Raw genomic sequence first — 17371 nt, 5'->3', positions numbered from 1 at the left:
AGCAAACCCGGCCAAGTCAGACTGTGTGAAAACGCACTGATGGTGGTTCCAGCAAACGCCCCGACTTGTTCGGGGCGTTTGCTTTTGTGCTCACAGCAGACGAAAAAAGGCGTTTCAGCCCATCAGCGCCATCATCTGGCGCACGCCCAACACGTTAATTGCTCTTTTCAGGTTGTAGGCGTTCACCGCCAAGGCCATTTCAGCTCTCGCGCCTTCAAGCTGTCGCAGCAAGAAGCGAGCGTTACCAAATAACCACTGTTTAAGGTTGCCGAAGGGATGTTCGACGATGGATCGTCGGCTGACCATCATTTCGGGATGCGCCTGCATTCGCTGCTCCATTCGCTCGAAAGCCTGTTCGTGCAGATGGCGCGAGATGTATCGGCGTTTGGCGTCGGTGCACTTCGCTTTAATCGTGCAGCTTGCGCAGTCGCTGACCTTCGCTTGGTAGATCCGGCCTTTATTGCTGATCTGCTTAAAGATCAGCCATTTTCCGGCAGGGCATTGATATCGATCTTGCGACGCATCGTAGGCAAATGCTGTTCGATCGAAAAATATCTGTTCCTTGCCGCAGGAGTTGAGTGATCGCGCCACAGGCACATAAGCCGTGATGTTCTCATCCTCACATGCCTGGAACTGCTTGCCATTGGAATAGCCCGCATCCGCGGTGACCGTCAGTTCATCCTGCGAAAGTTGTTCCTTGGCGGCCTTGGCCATCGGTTCAAGTTGCTTGCGATCATCGCTGTCCTGAGTCACTTCATGATGCACGATCATGCAGTTTTCAGCGTCCACGGCTGTCTGCACGTTGTACCCGACCCGAGGCCCTTTGTGCGTTCGCAGCATTCGCGCGTCGCTTTCGTGGGTATTGAATTGCTCAAGCTCCATGGATTTCATCAGCGCCTGGCACGTCAAGTTATTGGAATGCCTGACTTCAAGTTGCGCCAAGTCGCCTTGATTGCATTGCGGTCAATCTTCTCGCCGGCTTCGGTTTTATCTGCCTCGTCCAGCTCTGCCAAATAGTGGGCGATGCGCTTCTCCAGCTTCTGCTCTTGATGTTGGAGCCGCTTCAAATTCATATGACGCCGTGAAGAGGCGACCGCCTGAAATTTGCTGCCATCAATGGCCACCAGCTCGCCGGTTATCAGCCCCGCTGTGCGGCAAAACTGCACGAAGGCCCGGCACGTCGCGATAAAAGCGGCTTTGTTGTCTTTACGGAAATCGGCGATGGTCTTGAAATCAGGCTTGAGTCGATTGATCAGCCACATCACTTCGACGTTGCGCTGGCACTCGGCTTCGAGCCGTCGTGATGAGCGAATCCGCTGGAAATAGCCGTAGAGGTAGAGTTTGAGCTGATCCGCTGGATCGTAAGAGGGACGGCCGGTGCTTTTGGGAAGTGCTTTATCAAAGCCCAGTCGAACCAGATCCAGCTTGGCGACGTAAAGATCGATAACGCGAACGAGGTGATCCTCGGGGATCAACTCTTCCAGCGAGACCGGAAACAGGCTGGTCTGGCTGCGGGACTGTCCCTGGATGTAGGCCATAACGAAAAATGCTCCGTATCTTTCGATACGGAGCATATTCTTTGAGCGCTGCGCAGATTGCTAGGTTTTCACACAGTCTGAAGTGCCGGGTTTGCTGTTTTGAAATGGAAAAATCTGGCATCACACCGAACGCTGTGGGGGCGAGCCTGCTTGCGAAAGCGGTCCATCAGAAACATCTGCATCGACTGACACACCGCCTTCGCGAGCAGGCTCGCTCCCACAGAGGTTGAGTGAATCAGGTTATCCTGCACGCTCTGATTACGGACGCTTTTCCATGCTGGTGATTTCCAACAACGTGCATCTGCCCGATGCCGAGATCGAATTGACCGCCATCCGCGCGCAAGGCGCCGGTGGGCAGAATGTCAACAAGGTCTCCAGCGCCATGCACTTGCGCTTCGACATTCCCAACTCTTCGTTGCCGGAGTTCTACAAGGAGCGCCTGCTGGCGCTGCGTGACAGCCGTATCACCAGCGACGGCGTGCTGATCATCAAGGCGCAGCAATATCGCACCCAGGAAGCCAACCGCGCCGATGCGCTGGAGCGGCTGGTCGAGCTGATTCTCAGCGCCACCAAAGTGGAAAAGAAACGTCGTCCGACCAAACCGACCCTGGGTTCGAAGAAGCGTCGGCTGGAGTCGAAAACCAAGCGCGGCAGCATCAAGGCCGGGCGCGGCAAGGTGGACTTCTAAACCTCGCGATACTTCGCCGTGTGCTTGTACAGATAGACACTCAAGCCAAGGCCGCTCAACGCTGCAAATGCGGCGAACAAGAAGATCGAAGCAAAACCGAATCCTGCTGCGATCGCCCCGGCCAGCGGCCCGGTGATCCCCAGCGACAAATCAATGAACAGTGAATAGGCACCGACCGCCGCGCCACGGCTCGAGGCCGGCACCAGATTCACTGCTTCCACGCCCAGCGCCGGGAACACCAGCGAGAAGCCGAAACCGCTCAGCGCCGCACCGGCCAGTGCCCAATGCGCATCCGGAGCAATCCACAACAGCAACAAACCCAACGTTTCCACCGACAGGCAGGCAATCGCTACGCGGAAGCCGCCGAGGCGGTTGATCAGATTGCCGAACAGCAGCCGCGCGCCGATGAAACTGGCGCCGAACAGGCTCAGGCACAGCACGGCGTTGTCCCAGTGCTGGGTCGCGTAATACAGGGTGATGAAAGTGGCGATGGTGCCGAAGCCGATCGAGCCCAGCGCGAGCCCGCAGCCGTGGGGGAAGACTTTGCCCAGCACATGCATGAACGGCAGGCGTTCACCGGCGACGATCGGCGCGGCGGTCTTCGGCCATGCCAGCGCCAGACCGAGCAGGGCGAGAAGGATGATGCTCACGCCCATGCTCCAAAGCCCCAGCCTGCTTACCAGCCAGACACCGAACGGCGCGCCGATCGCCAGGGCGCCGTAACTGGCGATGCCGTTCCAGGAAATCACTTTCGCTGTATTCGCCGCGCCAACCCTGCCGATGCCCCAGCCAATCGAGCCGGAACCGACCAGACTCTCGGCGCTGCCCAACACCAGGCGGCCGATCAGCAGGCTGATCAGGCTCAGCAGCGGCAGGTTCGGCGTCCACGCGGAAATCAGCATGAACACACCGCTCAAGCCGCAACCAGCGAGGCCGATCATCACTGCGCGTTTGCTGCCCTGGTTGTCGATGATCTTGCCCGCGTACGGGCGGCTGAGCAGGGTGGCGAGATATTGCACGCTGATCACCAGCCCGGCGATCACCGCACCGAAACCCAGGTCACTGTGGACGTAGCCCGGCAGCACGGCCAGCGGGATGCCGATGTTCAGGTAACCGATGAAGGTGAAAAGGACGATGGAGACTACTTGCAGCGTAACCGTCAGCGGACGCTGGGGCTCGGGTATAGACGACATGGGTAACGATCCACGGGAGCAGCAGATTAGATAGGCTGCTCATGATACCGGCGTGAACCGTTCAGGGGCGGGGAAAAGTAAAACTATTTGCCGGGCGGCGCTTTCAGGATTTCGCCGGGGCGACCAGTTGCGTGGTGACGAGGGCGGCGAGGGCGTTTTCTTCGCTGCCGAAACGTTCGAGCAGGGCAGCTTGCTTCTCGGGCGAGAGGCGATTCCAGATCTCGATCATTTTCTCGGTGGCGCCGATCAGCACGGCAGCTTGGCTTTCGGAGAATTCATCGGTCATGGCGGGCTCGGGTTTCAGGCAGTGTGGAAAGCGCATGTTAGCGCTTTCCACACGGTCTGTACGGCGGGTCTTACTCTTCGCTGTCGGCTTTGCGGCTGTCAGCGGCTTCTTGCGGCTCGGGCTTTTCAGCACCGGCGTGTTGCGGGGTCGTCTGCTCAGGTACGTGCAGGCTTGGGAAGGGGAGATTGGGAATCTCGTGCATGGGTGCGCTCCTCGCTAAGTCTGTTGATAGATCAGGTGCTCCGCGCTTTACAAAGCCTGCGCAGGATACAGCAGGAAAAATGACAATCAGACTTTTAATTCAAATTAATGCGACAGATGGCCGCAGGGGAGGCAAGAGCTGGGTTTGCTGATCGTTCCCACGCTCTGCGTGGGAATGCCTCAATGGACGCTCTGCGTCCGCTGTTGGGACGCGGAGCGTCCCGGGCTGCATTCCCACGCAGAGCGTGGGAACGATCAGTCGGGCGGGGGATTATTTGCAGGCGTCGGCGATGGCGTCAGCGAGCAAGGCGAGGCGGGTGGCGTCAATGCCGGCGACGTTGGCCCGGCCCGAGCTGACCATGTACACGCTGTGCTGCTCGCGCAGGTTCTTCACCTGTTCCGGCGACAGGCCGGTGTAGGAGAACATCCCGCGTTGCACGCCGATGTGCGCGAAACGCTCGCGTAGACCATGCGGTTCCAGCGCCTCGACCAGACCGCTGCGCAGCTGGGCGATCCGCAGACGCATGGCTTCCACTTCATCGGCCCAGCGCGCTTTCAGCTCTGGATCGGCGAGGATGGTCGCGACCACCGCCGCGCCGTGATCCGGCGGCGTCGACCACAGATTGCGGGCGATGTTGGCCAGTTGGCTGCGGATGTCGATGAGCTTGTCGGCGCTGGTCGCGCAGACGATCAGCGCACCGGTACGGTCTCGATACAGACCGAAGTTCTTCGAGCAGGAACTGGTGATCAGCAGCTCTGGCAGTTGCGCCGCGAACAACCGGGTCGACCAGGCGTCCTGCTCCAGACCATCACCAAAACCCTGGTAAGCGAAGTCGATCAGCGGCAGCAGATCGCGGCTGCGCACTACTTCAAGCACGCGCTTCCAGTCGTCATGGCTCAGGTCGAAACCGGTCGGGTTGTGGCAGCACGCATGCAGCAACACCACGTCGCCCTTCGGCACTTCCTTGAGCACGGCGAGCATTGCTTCGACGTCGAGGCGATTGTCATTGCCCACATAGGGGTAGTGGCTGACCTTGACCTTGGCGGCGGCGAAAATGGTTTCGTGGATCGGCCAGGTCGGGTTGCTCAACCACACGCCTTTGCCCGGCAGGCATTGCGCGATGAAGTCGGCCGCCAGACGCAGGGCACCGGTGCCTCCCGGGGTCTGGGTGGCGCCGGCGCGTTGTTCGGTGATCAGTTGCGAGTCGGCACCGAGTACCAGCTCATTGATGACCTTGCCGAACAGCGGATTGCCGTGGCCACCGATGTAGGTCTTGGTGTCCTGGCTTTCGACCAGTCGCGCTTCAGCGATTTTCACCGCTTCCGGGATCGGCGTCAGGCCCTGGGCATCCTTGTAGACGCCAACGCCGAGGTCGAACTTGCGCGGATTGGCATCCTGCGCATAGGCCTCCATCAAACCGAGAATCGGGTCGCCGGGGACCCGGCCGATGGCGTCGAAGTGCATTACTTGCGTCCTTCTGCAGTCTTGGCCACTTCGTCAGTGCGCGCGGCCATGATGAAGTCGTTGCGGTGCAGGCCTTTGATCGAGTGGCTCCACCAGGTCACGGTGACTTTGCCCCACTCGGTCAGCAGGCCCGGGTGGTGACCTTCGGCCTCGGAGATTTCGCCCACGGCGTTGGTGAACGCCAGCGCGTGCTTGAAGTTCTTGAACAGGAAAACTTTTTCCAGCTGCATGATGCCGTCGCGTACTTCGATGTTCCAGTCAGGGATCTGCTTGATCAGGATCGGCAGTTCTTCGTCGCTGACTTGTGGCGCATCGGCGCGGCAGGCTTCGCAGTGGGCTTGGTTCAAAGTCGACATGGTGTATTCCTGAAAACGAGTATGTTTTTTATTAAAGCGCGTGGGCCGTCAATGCCGTCACGCTAAAGCAAAGTGGCGGCGACGGACAGACGCAATTGTCAGCAAAAGTCGCGGTTCAGGCGGCTTTGGGTTTCGGCGGAAATTTCGGCGCGTGCAAGCCCAGCTGCATGCCTTGGCGAACCATGGCCATGATGTCTTCATGGGCCACGTCGAACAGGCGCTTGAGATTGGGCAGGACGAAGTACAGCGGCTGCAGGATGTCGATGCGATACGGCGTGCGCATGGCTTCCAGCGGATCGAAAATCTGATGCTCAGGCTCGTCCGACAGGCAGTAAACGGTTTCTTTGGGCGAGGACAGAATCCCGCCACCGTAGATGCGCTTGCCGTGCGGGGTGTCGACCAGACCGAATTCGATGGTCATCCAGTACAGCCGCGCCAGGTACACGCGCTCTTCCTTGGTCGCTTGCAGACCGAGCTTGCCGTAGGTGTGGGTGAATTCAGCGAAATACGGATTGGTCAGCAGTGGGCAATGGCCAAAGATCTCGTGAAAGATATCCGGCTCTTGCAGGTAGTCGAGTTCTTCGCGGGTGCGAATGAAAGTGGCGACAGGAAATTGCTTGCTGGCGAGCAATTCAAAGAACGTCTGAAAAGGAATCAGCGCTGGCACCCGGGCGACCTGCCAGCCAGTGGTCTCGCCGAGAACTTTGTTGATTTCGGCCAGTTGCGGGATGCGGTCGTGGGGCAGACCGAGTTTTTCGATACCGTCCAGGTATTCCTGGCACGCGCGACCTTCAATCACCTTCAACTGGCGAGTGATCAGCGTGTTCCACACCGCATGTTCTTCGGCGGGGTAGTCGATAAAACCTTGCGCATCGGGCTCGCGAGCCACGTATTGCGTCTGCTTCATGCTGCTCTCCTGCTAGGAAATTCGTTTTTGTTATGTCCAGCGATGGCTAAAGGAATACCCCAGAGTGACAGGGCGTGCAGCATGTTGACCGGTGTGTGCGTAGGAAAATTCTGCGTATTTCGTAAAGTTATCGTTACGCTTTGTCGGGTAATGCGCATTTACGGTGATTGGCGGGTTTGAAAAGGGCAGAGGCTGTCACATAATCTTGACAACTATCTGCGTGCCTCGACAGAAAACTCTGCCTCGGGCGCGCCACAAAACCCTGTGGGAGCGAGCCTGCTCGCGAAAGCGGTCTGTATGACACATCGATTCTGGATGTGCTGGCGCCTTCGCGAGCAGGCTCGCTCCCACAAGGACATGTGTTTACTTCTCAAACCTGTCGGGCCTTTTTCTATGCGCATCAAAGTCCACTGCCAGAACCGCATCGGCATCCTGCGCGACATTCTCAATCTGCTGGTGGCGTACGGTATCAACGTTGCCCGCGGTGAAGTTGGCGGTGAGCATGGCAACGCGATCTACCTGCACTGCCCGAACCTGATCAACATCCAGTTCCAGGCGTTGCGCCCCAAGTTCGAGGCGATCGGCGGGGTGTTCGGGGTCAAGCGCGTCGGGCTGATGCCCAGTGAACGCCGGCACATGGAATTGAACGCACTGCTCGGCGCACTGGAGTTTCCGGTGCTGTCGATCGACATGGGCGGCTCGATCGTTGCGGCCAACCGCGCGGCGGCGCAGTTGCTCGGCGTGCGCGTCGATGAGGTGCCGGGGATTCCGCTGTCGCGCTACGCCGAGGATTTCGATTTGCCGGAATTGGTGCGCGCCAACAAATCGCGGATCAACGGCATGCGGGTCAAGGTCAAGGGCGACATCTTTCTCGCCGACATCGCGCCGCTGCAATCGGAACACGACGACAGCGAGGCCATGGCCGGCGCCGTACTGACGCTGCACCGCGCCGATCGGGTCGGCGAGCGAATCTACAATGTGCGCAAGCAAGAGCTGCGCGGGTTCGACAGCATCTTTCAAAGCTCGAAAGTCATGGCCGCTGTGGTCCGCGAAGCGCGGCGCATGGCGCCGCTGGATGCGCCGCTATTAATAGAAGGCGAAACCGGCACTGGCAAGGAACTGCTGGCGCGCGCCTGTCACCTCGCCAGCCCGCGCGGACAGTCACCGTTGATGGCGCTCAACTGCGCCGGACTGCCGGAGTCGATGGCCGAGACCGAACTGTTCGGCTACGGCCCCGGCGCTTTCGAAGGCGCTCGCGCTGAGGGCAAGCTTGGCCTGTTGGAGTTGACCGCTGGCGGCACGCTGTTTCTCGATGGCGTCGGCGAGATGAGCCCGCGTTTGCAGGTCAAGCTGCTGCGCTTTCTTCAGGACGGTTGCTTCCGTCGCGTCGGCAGTGATGAAGAGGTGTATCTGGACGTGCGGGTGATCTGCGCGACCCAGGTGGATTTGTCCGAATTGTGCGCGCGCGGCGAGTTTCGCCAGGATCTCTATCACCGCTTGAACGTGCTGTCGCTGCACATCCCGCCACTGCGCGAATGCCTCGACGGTCTGACGCCGCTGGTTGAACACTTTCTCGATCAGGCCAGTCGGCAGATCGGCTGTCCGCTGCCGAAACTGGCCCCGGCGGCGATGGATCGCCTCAGCCATTACCACTGGCCGGGCAACGTGCGGCAGTTGGAGAACGTATTGTTCCAGGCGGTTTCCCTGTGCGACGGCGGCACGGTCAAGGCCGAACATATTCGCCTGCCGGATTACGGCGTGCGTCAGCCGCTTGGCGATTTCTCCCTCGACGGAAGTCTGGACGAGATCGTCGGGCGTTTCGAGAAAGCGGTGCTGGAGCGGTTGTATTCCGAGCATCCCAGCAGTCGGCAGTTGGGCAAGCGGCTCGGTGTTTCGCACACGACGATTGCCAACAAGTTGCGTGAGTATGAGGTTGGCAAAACCTCCGAAAGCTAAGTAGAGCCTTTGTGGCGAGGGGATTTATCCCCGTTGGGCTGCGCAGCGGCCCCGCTTTTCCTTCACTGCGACCTCATTTGCAGGCTTGGCGACTGCTGCGCAGCCGAACGGGGATAAATCCCCTCGCCACAGGATCGCCATCCCCGCCGAACTCAGGATTGCCACTAACCGGCATGACACCGCCGGTTTTTCGTCTTCGACCCATTTCAGATTCCCCCTCCGATCCCCTCAAGTCCCCTGTTTACCGGGCCTTCGCCCGCCAATAAAAAGTTGGTCTGCAAATTGCTTATGGCTGAGCAGTACAGCGGTGGGCGGCAAACGTCCGGCATGCAGAGGAAACACAGTGGACAAGTACCTTTATGTGGCAATGACCGGCGCCAGCCAGAACGCACTGGCGCAGCGGGCGCATGCCAACAACCTGGCGAACATCTCCACCAACGGCTTCCAGCGCGACCTCGAGCAGGCGCGTTCGATGCCGGTGTTCGGTGACAGCTTTCCGGCGCGCGCGTTTGCCATGAGCGAACGTCCCGCCACCGACTTCACGCCGGGCTCGCTGGTGCAGACCGGGCGTGAACTCGACGTCGCGGTATCCGGCAACGGTTTCATCGCCGTGCAAAACCCCGGCGGCGGCGAAAGCTACGTGCGCACCGGCAGCCTCAACATCGACGCCCTCGGCGTATTGCGCGCCGGCAACGGCATGCCGGTGATCGGTAACGGCGGCCCGATCGCCGTGCCGCCCGAGCAGCAGGTCGAAGTCGGCGAAGACGGCACCATCAGCATTCGCGCAATGGGCGAAGGCCCCCGCGTCATGGCCGAAGTCGACCGGATCAAACTGGTCAACCCGGACATCAAGAACATGAACAAAGGCCTCGACGGTTCGATTTACACCAAGGACGGCCAGCCGGCGCAAGCCGACGCCAACGTCAAACTGGTCTCGGGTTTCCTCGAGTCGAGCAACGTCAATGCCGTGGAAGAAATGACTTCGGTGCTGGCCCTGGCCAAGCAGTTCGAGTTGCACGTCAAGATGATGAACACCGCCAAAGACGACGACCAGGCCATGGCTCGGGTCTTGCAGATCAGCTAATTATCAGAACGTCGCGCCGTAAAACAGGCGCACGAGGAGAATCGAATGCTTCCGGCTCTATGGGTTGCCAAAACCGGTCTGTCCGCCCAGGACACCAACCTGACCACCATTTCCAACAACCTGGCGAACGTTTCGACCACGGGTTTCAAACGTGACCGTGCCGAGTTCCAGGACCTGCTGTATCAGATCAAGCGTCAGCCAGGCGCCCAGTCGACCCAGGACAGCGAACTGCCGTCGGGTCTGCAAGTGGGTACCGGTGTGCGCATTGTCGGCACCCAGAAAAACTTCACCGCCGGCAGCCTGCAAACCACCGAGCAGCCGCTGGACATGGCCATCGACGGTCGCGGTTTCTTCCAGATCCTGCAGCCGGACGGCACCACGTCCTACACCCGTGACGGTACTTTCCACCTCGACTCCAATGGCCAGATCGTCAACGCCAGCGGTTTCGCCCTGGAGCCGGCGATCATCATTCCGAACGATGCGCAGACCTTCACTGTCGGCCGTGACGGCACCGTGTCGATCACCATCGCCGGCAACCCGGCTTCGCAAGTGATCGGCAACCTGCAGACCGCCGACTTCATCAACCCGGCCGGCCTGCAAGCCGTGGGCAACAACCTGTTCCTGGAAACCGCGGCTTCCGGCGCGCCGCAGATCGGCACCCCGGGCCTGAACGGTTTCGGTACCACGCTGCAGAACACCCTGGAAACCTCCAACGTCAGCACCGTTGAAGAGATGGTCAACATGATCACCACTCAACGCGCCTACGAGATGAACTCCAAGGTGATCTCCACCGCCGACCAGATGCTCTCGTTCGTAACGCAGAATCTGTAATCCAGTCTTTGGGGCGGCCTGAGGTCGCCAGCAACACCGTGAGGTAGGGTCATGAAGCGCTTTGTATCTGTTCTGGCATTGAGTGGGGTCGTCTCGCTCGCGGGCTGCGTCGCCCCGACGCCCAAGCCCAATGACCCTTACTACGCCCCGGTGTTGCCGCGCACACCGTTGCCGGCGGCGGCCAACAACGGCTCGATCTATCAGGCCGGCTTCGAGCAGAACCTGTACAGCGACCGCAAGGCGTTCCGGGTCGGTGACATCATCACCATCACCCTGAACGAGCGCACCCAGGCAAGCAAGAACGCCAACTCGCAGATGGACAAGAACAGCGATAACTCGATCGGCCTGACCTCGTTGTTCGGCTCCAGCCTGACCACCAACAACCCGATTGGTGGCGGTGACCTGAGCCTCAACGCCGGCTACAGCGCCGACCGTTCGACCAAGGGCGACGCCAAGTCCGGGCAGAGCAACAGCCTGACCGGCTCCATCACCGTGACCGTCGCCGACGTGCTGCCCAACGGCATCATCGCCGTGCGTGGCGAGAAGTGGCTGACGCTCAACACCGGTGACGAATTGGTACGCATCGCCGGCATGGTCCGCGCCGATGACATCGCGACCGACAACACCGTGTCGTCGACCCGCGTCGCCGATGCGCGCATCACCTACTCGGGTACCGGCGCGTTTGCCGATACGAGTCAGCCAGGCTGGTTCGACCGTTTCTTCCTCAGCCCGCTGTTCCCTTTCTAGGTGGCTACGTTGAATCTGAAAAGCCTTATGGTGGCCGCGTTGTTGATGTCTGCGGCGTTCACCGCACACGCCGAGCGGCTGAAAGACATCGCCAGCATTTCCGGCGTACGCTCCAACCAGTTGATCGGTTACGGCCTGGTGGTCGGGCTTAACGGCACCGGTGACCAGACGACGCAGACCCCGTTCACCCTGCAGACCTTCAACAACATGCTCTCGCAGTTCGGCATCAAGGTGCCGCCGGGATCGGGCAACGTGCAGTTGAAGAACGTCGCGGCGGTGTCGGTGAGCGCCGATCTGCCAGCGTTTGCCAAACCGGGTCAGCAGGTCGACATCACCGTGTCCTCGATCGGTAACTCCAAGAGCCTGCGTGGCGGCACCTTGCTGCTGACGCCGCTCAAGGGTATCGACGGCAACGTCTATGCGATCGCTCAGGGCAACCTCGTGGTTGGCGGTTTCGACGCTGAAGGCCGCGATGGTTCGAAGATTACCGTCAACGTTCCGTCGGCCGGTCGCATTCCGGGCGGTGCGTCGGTGGAACGTGCGGTGCCGAGCGGTTTCAACCAGGGCAACAGCCTGACGCTGAACCTCAACCGCTCCGACTTCACCACCGCCAAGCGTATCGTCGACAAGGTCAACGACATGCTCGGCCCTGGCGTCGCCCAAGCCATCGACGGCGGATCGGTGCGGGTCACTGCGCCACTGGATCCGAGCCAGCGCGTCGACTACCTGTCGATTCTGGAAAACCTCGAAATCGATCCGGGTCAGGCGGTGGCAAAAGTCATCATCAACTCGCGTACCGGCACCATCGTCATCGGCCAGAACGTGAAAGTGTCGCCAGCCGCCGTGACCCACGGCAGCCTGACCGTGACCATCACCGAAGACCCGATCGTCAGCCAGCCGGGCCCGCTGTCCAACGGCCAGACCGCTGTCGTACCGCGCTCGCGAGTGAATGCCGAACAGGAAGCCAAACCGATGTTCAAGTTCGGCCCGGGCACCACCCTCGACGAGATCGTCCGTGCGGTGAACCAGGTCGGCGCGGCACCGGGTGACCTGATGGCGATTCTCGAAGCTCTGAAGCAGGCCGGCGCATTGCAAGCCGACCTGATCGTGATCTGAGGCCGGCCACCATGGATATGCGCAAAAGCGGTCTGGTCAGCAGCAGCGATTCGGGTTCCTACTCCGACCTCAATCGTCTGAACCAGCTCAAGGTCGGCGACAAGAACAGCGACGAAAACATGCGCAAGGTTGCGCAGGAATTCGAGTCGCTGTTCCTCGGCGAAATGCTCAAGTCGATGCGCTCGGCCACCGAAGCGCTTGGTCAGGACAACCCGCTGAACACGCCGGCGGCCAAGCAGTATCAGGAAATGTACGACCAGCAGCTGGCGGTTTCCATGTCGCGGGAGGGCGGTGGTATCGGCCTGGCCGACGTGCTGATCCGCCAGATGTCGAAGAACAAACCGATGGCGCCGGGCGAGGCTGCGGCCGCGTCCGCCGCCAAGCAGCAGGAAGCGCTGGCCAAGGCCGCCGCCGTGCCGACGCCGATTGCCGCCGGCACCGTCGCCACCGGTCCGCTGTCCCGCGTCAACGGCGAGCGTCCGTTGTGGGCATCGCGCTCGGTGCATGCGCCGAACAACACCGATATTTCCCATCGCAACGACATGGCGCTGATCAACCAGCGGCGTCTGGCATTGCCGCCGAAACTGGCCGATCGCTTGCTCGCTGGTCTGGTGCCGTCGGCGCCGAGCGTGGCCACTGCCAGCACTGCGGCGGCAGCGACCAACGCCTTGCCGCAACGGGCCACGACTACCGCCGTCACAGGCTCCGGCGCGTTGTACAACGGCGACTGGCTGGCCCGTGCCGAAGAGCAGAAAGCTGCTGGCGGGCAGATGCAGGTCTATGGCCGCGCCATGGCGCAGATTCCGCTGGCACCGGCGAAGAAGGCCTTCAGTTCCGCCGACGAATTCGTCAACACCATGCTGCCGATGGCCAAGGAAGCCGCCGACCGCATCGGCGTCGATCCGCGTTATCTGGTGGCGCAAGCGGCACTGGAAACCGGTTGGGGCAAATCGGTCATGCGCGCTCAGGATGGCAGCAGCAGCCACAACCTGTTCGGCATCAAGGCGAGCAGCAACTGGAAGGGCGATTCGGCCCGCGCGATCACCAGCGAGTTCCGCAATGGCGCGATGGTCAAGGAGACGGCCGAGTTCCGTTCCTACGCCTCGTACAAGGACAGCTTCCACGATCTGGTGACGTTGCTGCAGAGCAACAATCGCTATCAAGAAGTGCTGAAGTCGGCCGATAACCCAGAACAGTTTGTACGCGAGTTGCAGAAGGCCGGTTACGCCACCGACCCGAACTACGCGACGAAGATTTCGCAAATTGCCAAGCAGATGAACAGTTTTGAAAACTACGCTGCGGCGGGTGTCTCCACCACGCCTTTATAAGGCACCAGGTAATAAGGTCTGAACCATGAGTTTGCTCAATATCGGGATGTCGGGACTGTCGGCCAGCCAGTCCTCTCTGGCTACGACAGGCAACAACATTGCCAACGTCGACACCGCCGGTTATTCACGTCAGCAAACCGTGCAGGGCACCAAGTCCTCGCAGCAGTACGGCAGCGTTTTCATCGGCACGGGCACGACCCTGGCCGACGTGCGCCGGGTGTACAACTCGTACCTGGAATCGCAGCTGCACACCGCGACTTCGCTGGACAGCGAATCGGCCGCGTTCCTCAAGCAGGCGACGCCGCTGGACGCCATGCTGTCGGACACCAACACCGGCCTGACCGGTGTGCTGCAGAAATTCTTCACCTCGATGCAGGGCGTATCGACGTCGGCCACCGATGACACTTCGCGTCAGTCGGTGCTGACCGGTGCGCAGGCGCTGACCAGCCGTTTCAATACCCTGGCCAAGCAGCTCAACGATCAGAACACCACGATCAACGGCAGCCTCGGCGACATGACCGCCCAGGTGAACAAGCTCGCCACGGCGATCGCCAATCTCAACCAGAAGATCGGCGAAATCTCCACCAGTGGCGGGGCGCCGAATGACCTGCTCGACAGCCGTAACGAAGCCGTGCGTCAGCTCTCCGAACTGACCGGTGCCCAGGTCGTCGAGCGCGGCACCAGCTTCGACATTTATGTCGGCAGCGGCCAGCCGCTGGTCATCGGCAACACCACCAACAGCCTGAGCATGGTCGCGAGCAAGACCGACCCGTCGCGCATGTCGATCCAGATGGATCGCGGTTCGAGCACCATCGACATCACTTCGGTGATCAGTGGCGGCGAAATCGGCGGTCTGCTGACCTATCGCAAGGAAGTCCTCGACCCGTCGCTCAACGAGCTCGGTCGCGTCGCTCTGGTGATTGCCGATCAGATCAACAGCCAGCAAGCCCAGGGCATCGACAAGAACGGTGACTTCGGCGCGGCGATATTCAACAACATCAACAGTGCCGCGCTGATCAGTCAGCGCAGCATTGCGAAGGACGGCAACAGCGCCGGTTCGGGCAACCTCGATGTGACCATCAAGGACACCGGCAAGCTGACCACCAGCGACTATCAGGTGACCTTCACCAGCGCCACCGATTACACCGTCAAGCGTTCCGACGGCACCGATCTGGGCGCATTCAGCACCACGACCAATCCGCCGCCAGTGATCGACGGTTTCACCCTGGCCTTGAATGGCGGCGCGCTGAGCGCGGGTGACTCGTTCAAGATCACGCCGACCCGCAACGCGGCGGCGAGCATTCAGACCGTGCTCAGCGATCCGAAGAAAATCGCTGCGGCAGGTCCGCTGACCGGTGTCGCCAGCGCCAACGGTCTGGGCACTTACACCCAGCCGACGCTCAGCGACAAGATCGACATCTACAACCCGACCGCCCAGGCTGACATGCAGGCAGCGTTGAAGAATTCGACGCCGGTCAAACTGGTGTTCGGCGCAGCCAGCGGCGGCAGCCAGTCGTACAATCTGGTCGACGCCAAGGGCGCGACCATCGGCACCGGCACCATCGTGCCTGGCCAATCGAACACGCTGAATTTGAAAGTCGGCATCGTCGATGCCAGCGGCAACCCGGTGATGGACACTACGGTCACGCCGAACGTGCAGAAGACCTTCACCGTGCAGACCACCGTGGGCGGCACGCCGAAATCCGGCGAGACCTTCACCATGAACCTGACCGGCGCGGCGTCTTCGGACAACCGCAACGCCCAGGCACTGGTCGCATTGCAAACCAAACAGACCGTGGACACCGGTTCGGCGAGCAAGGGCATCAGCCTGACCGACGCCTACAACACCCTGGTGACCAACGTCGGTACCAAGACCGCCCAAGGCAAGTCCGACAGCGCCGCAACCACGGCGATTCTGGAGAACGCCAAGGGTGCCCGCGATTCGCTTTCCGGGGTCAACCTGGACGAAGAAACCGGCAACCTGGTCAAGTACCAGCAGTACTACACAGCGTCTTCGCAGATCATCAAAGCTGCGCAGGAAACTTTCGCCACGCTGATCAACAGCCTTTAAGGAGTCGTAATTCATGCGCATTTCCACCGCCCAGTATTACGGAACGCAAGCTTCGGATTATCAGCGTAACTTCAACAAGGCTGTCGCCACCGCGAGCGAGGCGAGCAGCCTGCAACGCATCAACACCGCCGCCGATGATCCGATCGGTGCCGGGCGCTTGCTGCAATTGGGCCAGCAGGCAGCGATGCTCGATCAGTACAAGACCAACGTCAACACCACCAAAAGTGCGTTGAACGTGCAGGAGTCCACGCTGGATTCGATCACCACGGCGTTGGCCCGTGCCAAGGAACTTGCGCTGGCCGCGAACAACGGCACGATCACCGACAAGGACCGCCAGGCGTACGCCTCGGAGATGGGCGAGATCCAGCAACAAGTGCTGGGCCTGATGAACGCCAAGGATGCCAACGGCAACTACCTGTTCTCCGGTTCGAAAACCGATACCGCGCCGTACTCGAAGAATTCTGACGGCACGTTCAGCTACAACGGCGACCAGACCACCATCGATCTGGGCATCGGCGACGGCATGACCGTGGGCACCAACACCACCGGTTGGGACGCGTTCCAGCAGACCATCAACACCGGTCGCACCAACACCAAGATGACTGCTCCAGCCGTGGATGACGGCCGTGTCGTGCTGTCCAACGGCACCGTCGGCACTGCCGCCACTTACGACGCCAAGTTCACTGCCGGGCAGCCGTATACCATCGATTTCGTCAGCAGCACCCAGCTGAAGATCACCGATGCGCTGGGCAACGATGTGACCGCCGAGGCCAGCCAGAATGGCTTGATCAGCAATAGCAGCGGCGCCAACCAGACTGTCAGCTTCCGTGGCGTCGACCTCAAGCTGAACGTCAACCTGAAGGCTGGCGATACCAATCCCGACGCCGTTATCGCAGGGCACAGCTTCCAGCTGTCGGCCTCGCCTGATTCGTTCACGACCACGCGCAGCCCGGGCAACACATCGACGGCTGTCATCACCGGTTCGACCATCACCGATCAGGCAGCCTACACCGCAGCGTTTCCGCAGGGCGGCGCGGTGCTCAAGTTCACCAGCGCCACCGATTTCGATCTGTATGCCGCGCCAGTGACCGCCGACAGCAAGCCGGTTTCCTCGGGCACGGTTGCTGGCGGTAACGCGACTGCTGCCGGTGTGACATTCGCGCTGGGCAACACGCCGGCCGCTGGCGATCAGTTCTCGATCCTGCCGAACAATCATCAGACCCAGAACGTGCTCGACACCCTGGGCCAGATGATCACCGCGCTGAATACGCCAGTCGATGGCGATCCGGTTGCCAAACAGAAATTGCAGGGCGCGATGGAGGCGGGCCTCGGCAACATCGACGCTGCCGCCAATCAGATCGGCACCGCAGTCACCACCATTGGTGCGCGCGGCCAGGCCCTGGACATGCAGGCCATCACTAACGACAGCCTGACCACGGCGAACAGCACGACCCAAGGTTCGATCCGTGATTCCGATCCGGCTGAAGTCATGACCCGTCTGACCCTGCAACAGACCATGCTGCAAGCCGCGCAACTGGCGTTCAGCAAGATCAGTCAGTTGGGTCTGTTCAACAAGATCTGATGATTGGCGGGCGCGAGCGCGC

15 protein-coding genes and 1 pseudogene are annotated in these 17371 nt (G+C 60.7%); 9 read left to right on the top strand and 7 right to left on the bottom strand.

The features are described 5' to 3' along the window. Positions 1–114 precede the first annotated feature (114 nt). Positions 115–1538: pseudogene (locus tag AC0IXA_RS06880) on the bottom strand (IS1182 family transposase). Positions 1539–1812: 274 nt separating this feature from the next. Here AC0IXA_RS06880 and arfB point away from each other — a divergent pair. Beyond that, entirely contained in the window at positions 1813–2226 is a 414-nt protein-coding gene (arfB, locus tag AC0IXA_RS06875; protein ID WP_016771119.1) for an alternative ribosome rescue aminoacyl-tRNA hydrolase ArfB, read from the top strand. On the opposite strand, the gene AC0IXA_RS06870 is transcribed toward arfB, so the two are convergent. From AC0IXA_RS06870 to phhA, 6 genes are all read right to left on the bottom strand, one after another. Next, positions 2223–3410 carry an MFS transporter gene (locus AC0IXA_RS06870; RefSeq protein ID WP_038861083.1) on the bottom strand — a complete coding sequence of 396 codons (1188 nt, stop codon included), beginning with the start codon at positions 3408–3410 and terminating at the stop codon, positions 2223–2225. The genes arfB and AC0IXA_RS06870 overlap by 4 nt on opposite strands. 112 nt (positions 3411–3522) lie before the next feature. After that, entirely contained in the window at positions 3523–3705 is a 183-nt protein-coding gene (locus tag AC0IXA_RS06865; RefSeq protein ID WP_039761215.1) for a hypothetical protein, read from the bottom strand. Positions 3706–3775: 70 nt separating this feature from the next. Beyond that, positions 3776–3907, bottom strand: coding sequence for a hypothetical protein (locus AC0IXA_RS06860; protein WP_016771117.1), 132 nt, complete (start codon positions 3905–3907; stop codon positions 3776–3778). 270 nt (positions 3908–4177) lie between these two features. Further along, positions 4178–5371, bottom strand: coding sequence for an amino acid aminotransferase (locus AC0IXA_RS06855; protein WP_471812302.1), 1194 nt, complete (start codon positions 5369–5371; stop codon positions 4178–4180). Continuing rightward, positions 5371–5727 (bottom strand): 4a-hydroxytetrahydrobiopterin dehydratase, encoded by a 357-nt coding sequence (locus AC0IXA_RS06850; RefSeq protein WP_016771115.1) that lies wholly within the window; start codon positions 5725–5727, stop codon positions 5371–5373. The genes AC0IXA_RS06855 and AC0IXA_RS06850 overlap by 1 nt, the downstream gene beginning before the upstream one ends. Positions 5728–5842: 115 nt before the next feature. Beyond that, a complete protein-coding gene (gene phhA, locus AC0IXA_RS06845) occupies positions 5843–6634 on the bottom strand; it encodes a phenylalanine 4-monooxygenase (RefSeq protein ID WP_252887493.1) in 792 nt (263 codons plus the stop codon). A 393-nt stretch (positions 6635–7027) separates the two neighbouring features. On the opposite strand from phhA, the gene AC0IXA_RS06840 reads away from it, so the two are divergent. The 8 genes from AC0IXA_RS06840 (at position 7028) to AC0IXA_RS06805 (ending at position 17349) form a co-directional block, all read left to right on the top strand. Beyond that, positions 7028–8590 (top strand): sigma-54-dependent phenylalanine hydroxylase transcriptional regulator PhhR, encoded by a 1563-nt coding sequence (locus tag AC0IXA_RS06840; protein WP_016771113.1) that lies wholly within the window; start codon positions 7028–7030, stop codon positions 8588–8590. A 343-nt stretch (positions 8591–8933) separates the two neighbouring features. Beyond that, on the top strand, positions 8934–9674 hold the full coding sequence (locus tag AC0IXA_RS06835) for a flagellar basal body rod protein FlgF (protein WP_042607504.1): 741 nt from the start codon (positions 8934–8936) through the stop codon (positions 9672–9674). Between the two features lie 45 nt (positions 9675–9719). After that, positions 9720–10505, top strand: a complete 786-nt coding sequence (flgG, locus tag AC0IXA_RS06830) for a flagellar basal-body rod protein FlgG (RefSeq protein WP_016771111.1) — start codon at positions 9720–9722, stop codon at positions 10503–10505. Between the two features lie 51 nt (positions 10506–10556). After that, on the top strand, positions 10557–11252 hold the full coding sequence (flgH, locus tag AC0IXA_RS06825; RefSeq protein WP_016771110.1) for a flagellar basal body L-ring protein FlgH: 696 nt from the start codon (positions 10557–10559) through the stop codon (positions 11250–11252). A gap of 27 nt (positions 11253–11279) precedes the next feature. Beyond that, a complete protein-coding gene (locus AC0IXA_RS06820) occupies positions 11280–12368 on the top strand; it encodes a flagellar basal body P-ring protein FlgI (protein ID WP_024012083.1) in 1089 nt (362 codons plus the stop codon). An 11-nt stretch (positions 12369–12379) separates the two neighbouring features. Then, on the top strand, positions 12380–13696 hold the full coding sequence (flgJ, locus tag AC0IXA_RS06815) for a flagellar assembly peptidoglycan hydrolase FlgJ (protein ID WP_341638766.1): 1317 nt from the start codon (positions 12380–12382) through the stop codon (positions 13694–13696). A 25-nt stretch (positions 13697–13721) separates the two neighbouring features. Then, the gene (gene flgK, locus AC0IXA_RS06810) at positions 13722–15767 is read left to right on the top strand and encodes a flagellar hook-associated protein FlgK (protein ID WP_133340596.1); all 2046 of its coding nucleotides are present in this window, start codon (positions 13722–13724) and stop codon (positions 15765–15767) included. A gap of 13 nt (positions 15768–15780) precedes the next feature. Continuing rightward, complete coding sequence (locus tag AC0IXA_RS06805) at positions 15781–17349, top strand: flagellar hook-associated protein 3 (protein ID WP_471812297.1); 1569 nt, start codon at positions 15781–15783, stop codon at positions 17347–17349. The last annotated feature ends 22 nt before the right edge of the window (positions 17350–17371 follow it).

The sequence above is a fragment of the Pseudomonas sp. AC083 genome, assembly GCF_979253165.1.
The sequence above is the reverse complement of the archived record's forward strand: the minus strand, read 5'-3'. Positions and strand labels throughout refer to the sequence as shown.

Excerpts from the sequence above, each read along its gene's own strand:
- flgG (WP_016771111.1), top strand. The coding sequence starts at position 9,720 with ATGCTTCCGGCTCTATGGGTTGCCAAAACCGGTCTGTCCGCCCAGGAC.
- flgH (WP_016771110.1), top strand. The coding sequence starts at position 10,557 with ATGAAGCGCTTTGTATCTGTTCTGGCATTGAGTGGGGTCGTCTCGCTC.
- AC0IXA_RS06855 (WP_471812302.1), bottom strand. The coding sequence starts at position 5,371 with ATGCACTTCGACGCCATCGGCCGGGTCCCCGGCGACCCGATTCTCGGT.
- AC0IXA_RS06805 (WP_471812297.1), top strand. The coding sequence starts at position 15,781 with ATGCGCATTTCCACCGCCCAGTATTACGGAACGCAAGCTTCGGATTAT.
- flgJ (WP_341638766.1), top strand. The coding sequence starts at position 12,380 with ATGGATATGCGCAAAAGCGGTCTGGTCAGCAGCAGCGATTCGGGTTCC.
- flgK (WP_133340596.1), top strand. The coding sequence starts at position 13,722 with ATGAGTTTGCTCAATATCGGGATGTCGGGACTGTCGGCCAGCCAGTCC.
- AC0IXA_RS06865 (WP_039761215.1), bottom strand. The coding sequence starts at position 3,705 with ATGACCGATGAATTCTCCGAAAGCCAAGCTGCCGTGCTGATCGGCGCC.
- arfB (WP_016771119.1), top strand. The coding sequence starts at position 1,813 with ATGCTGGTGATTTCCAACAACGTGCATCTGCCCGATGCCGAGATCGAA.
- phhA (WP_252887493.1), bottom strand. The coding sequence starts at position 6,634 with ATGAAGCAGACGCAATACGTGGCTCGCGAGCCCGATGCGCAAGGTTTT.
- AC0IXA_RS06820 (WP_024012083.1), top strand. The coding sequence starts at position 11,280 with ATGGTGGCCGCGTTGTTGATGTCTGCGGCGTTCACCGCACACGCCGAG.
- AC0IXA_RS06860 (WP_016771117.1), bottom strand. The coding sequence starts at position 3,907 with ATGCACGAGATTCCCAATCTCCCCTTCCCAAGCCTGCACGTACCTGAG.
- AC0IXA_RS06840 (WP_016771113.1), top strand. The coding sequence starts at position 7,028 with ATGCGCATCAAAGTCCACTGCCAGAACCGCATCGGCATCCTGCGCGAC.
- AC0IXA_RS06850 (WP_016771115.1), bottom strand. The coding sequence starts at position 5,727 with ATGTCGACTTTGAACCAAGCCCACTGCGAAGCCTGCCGCGCCGATGCG.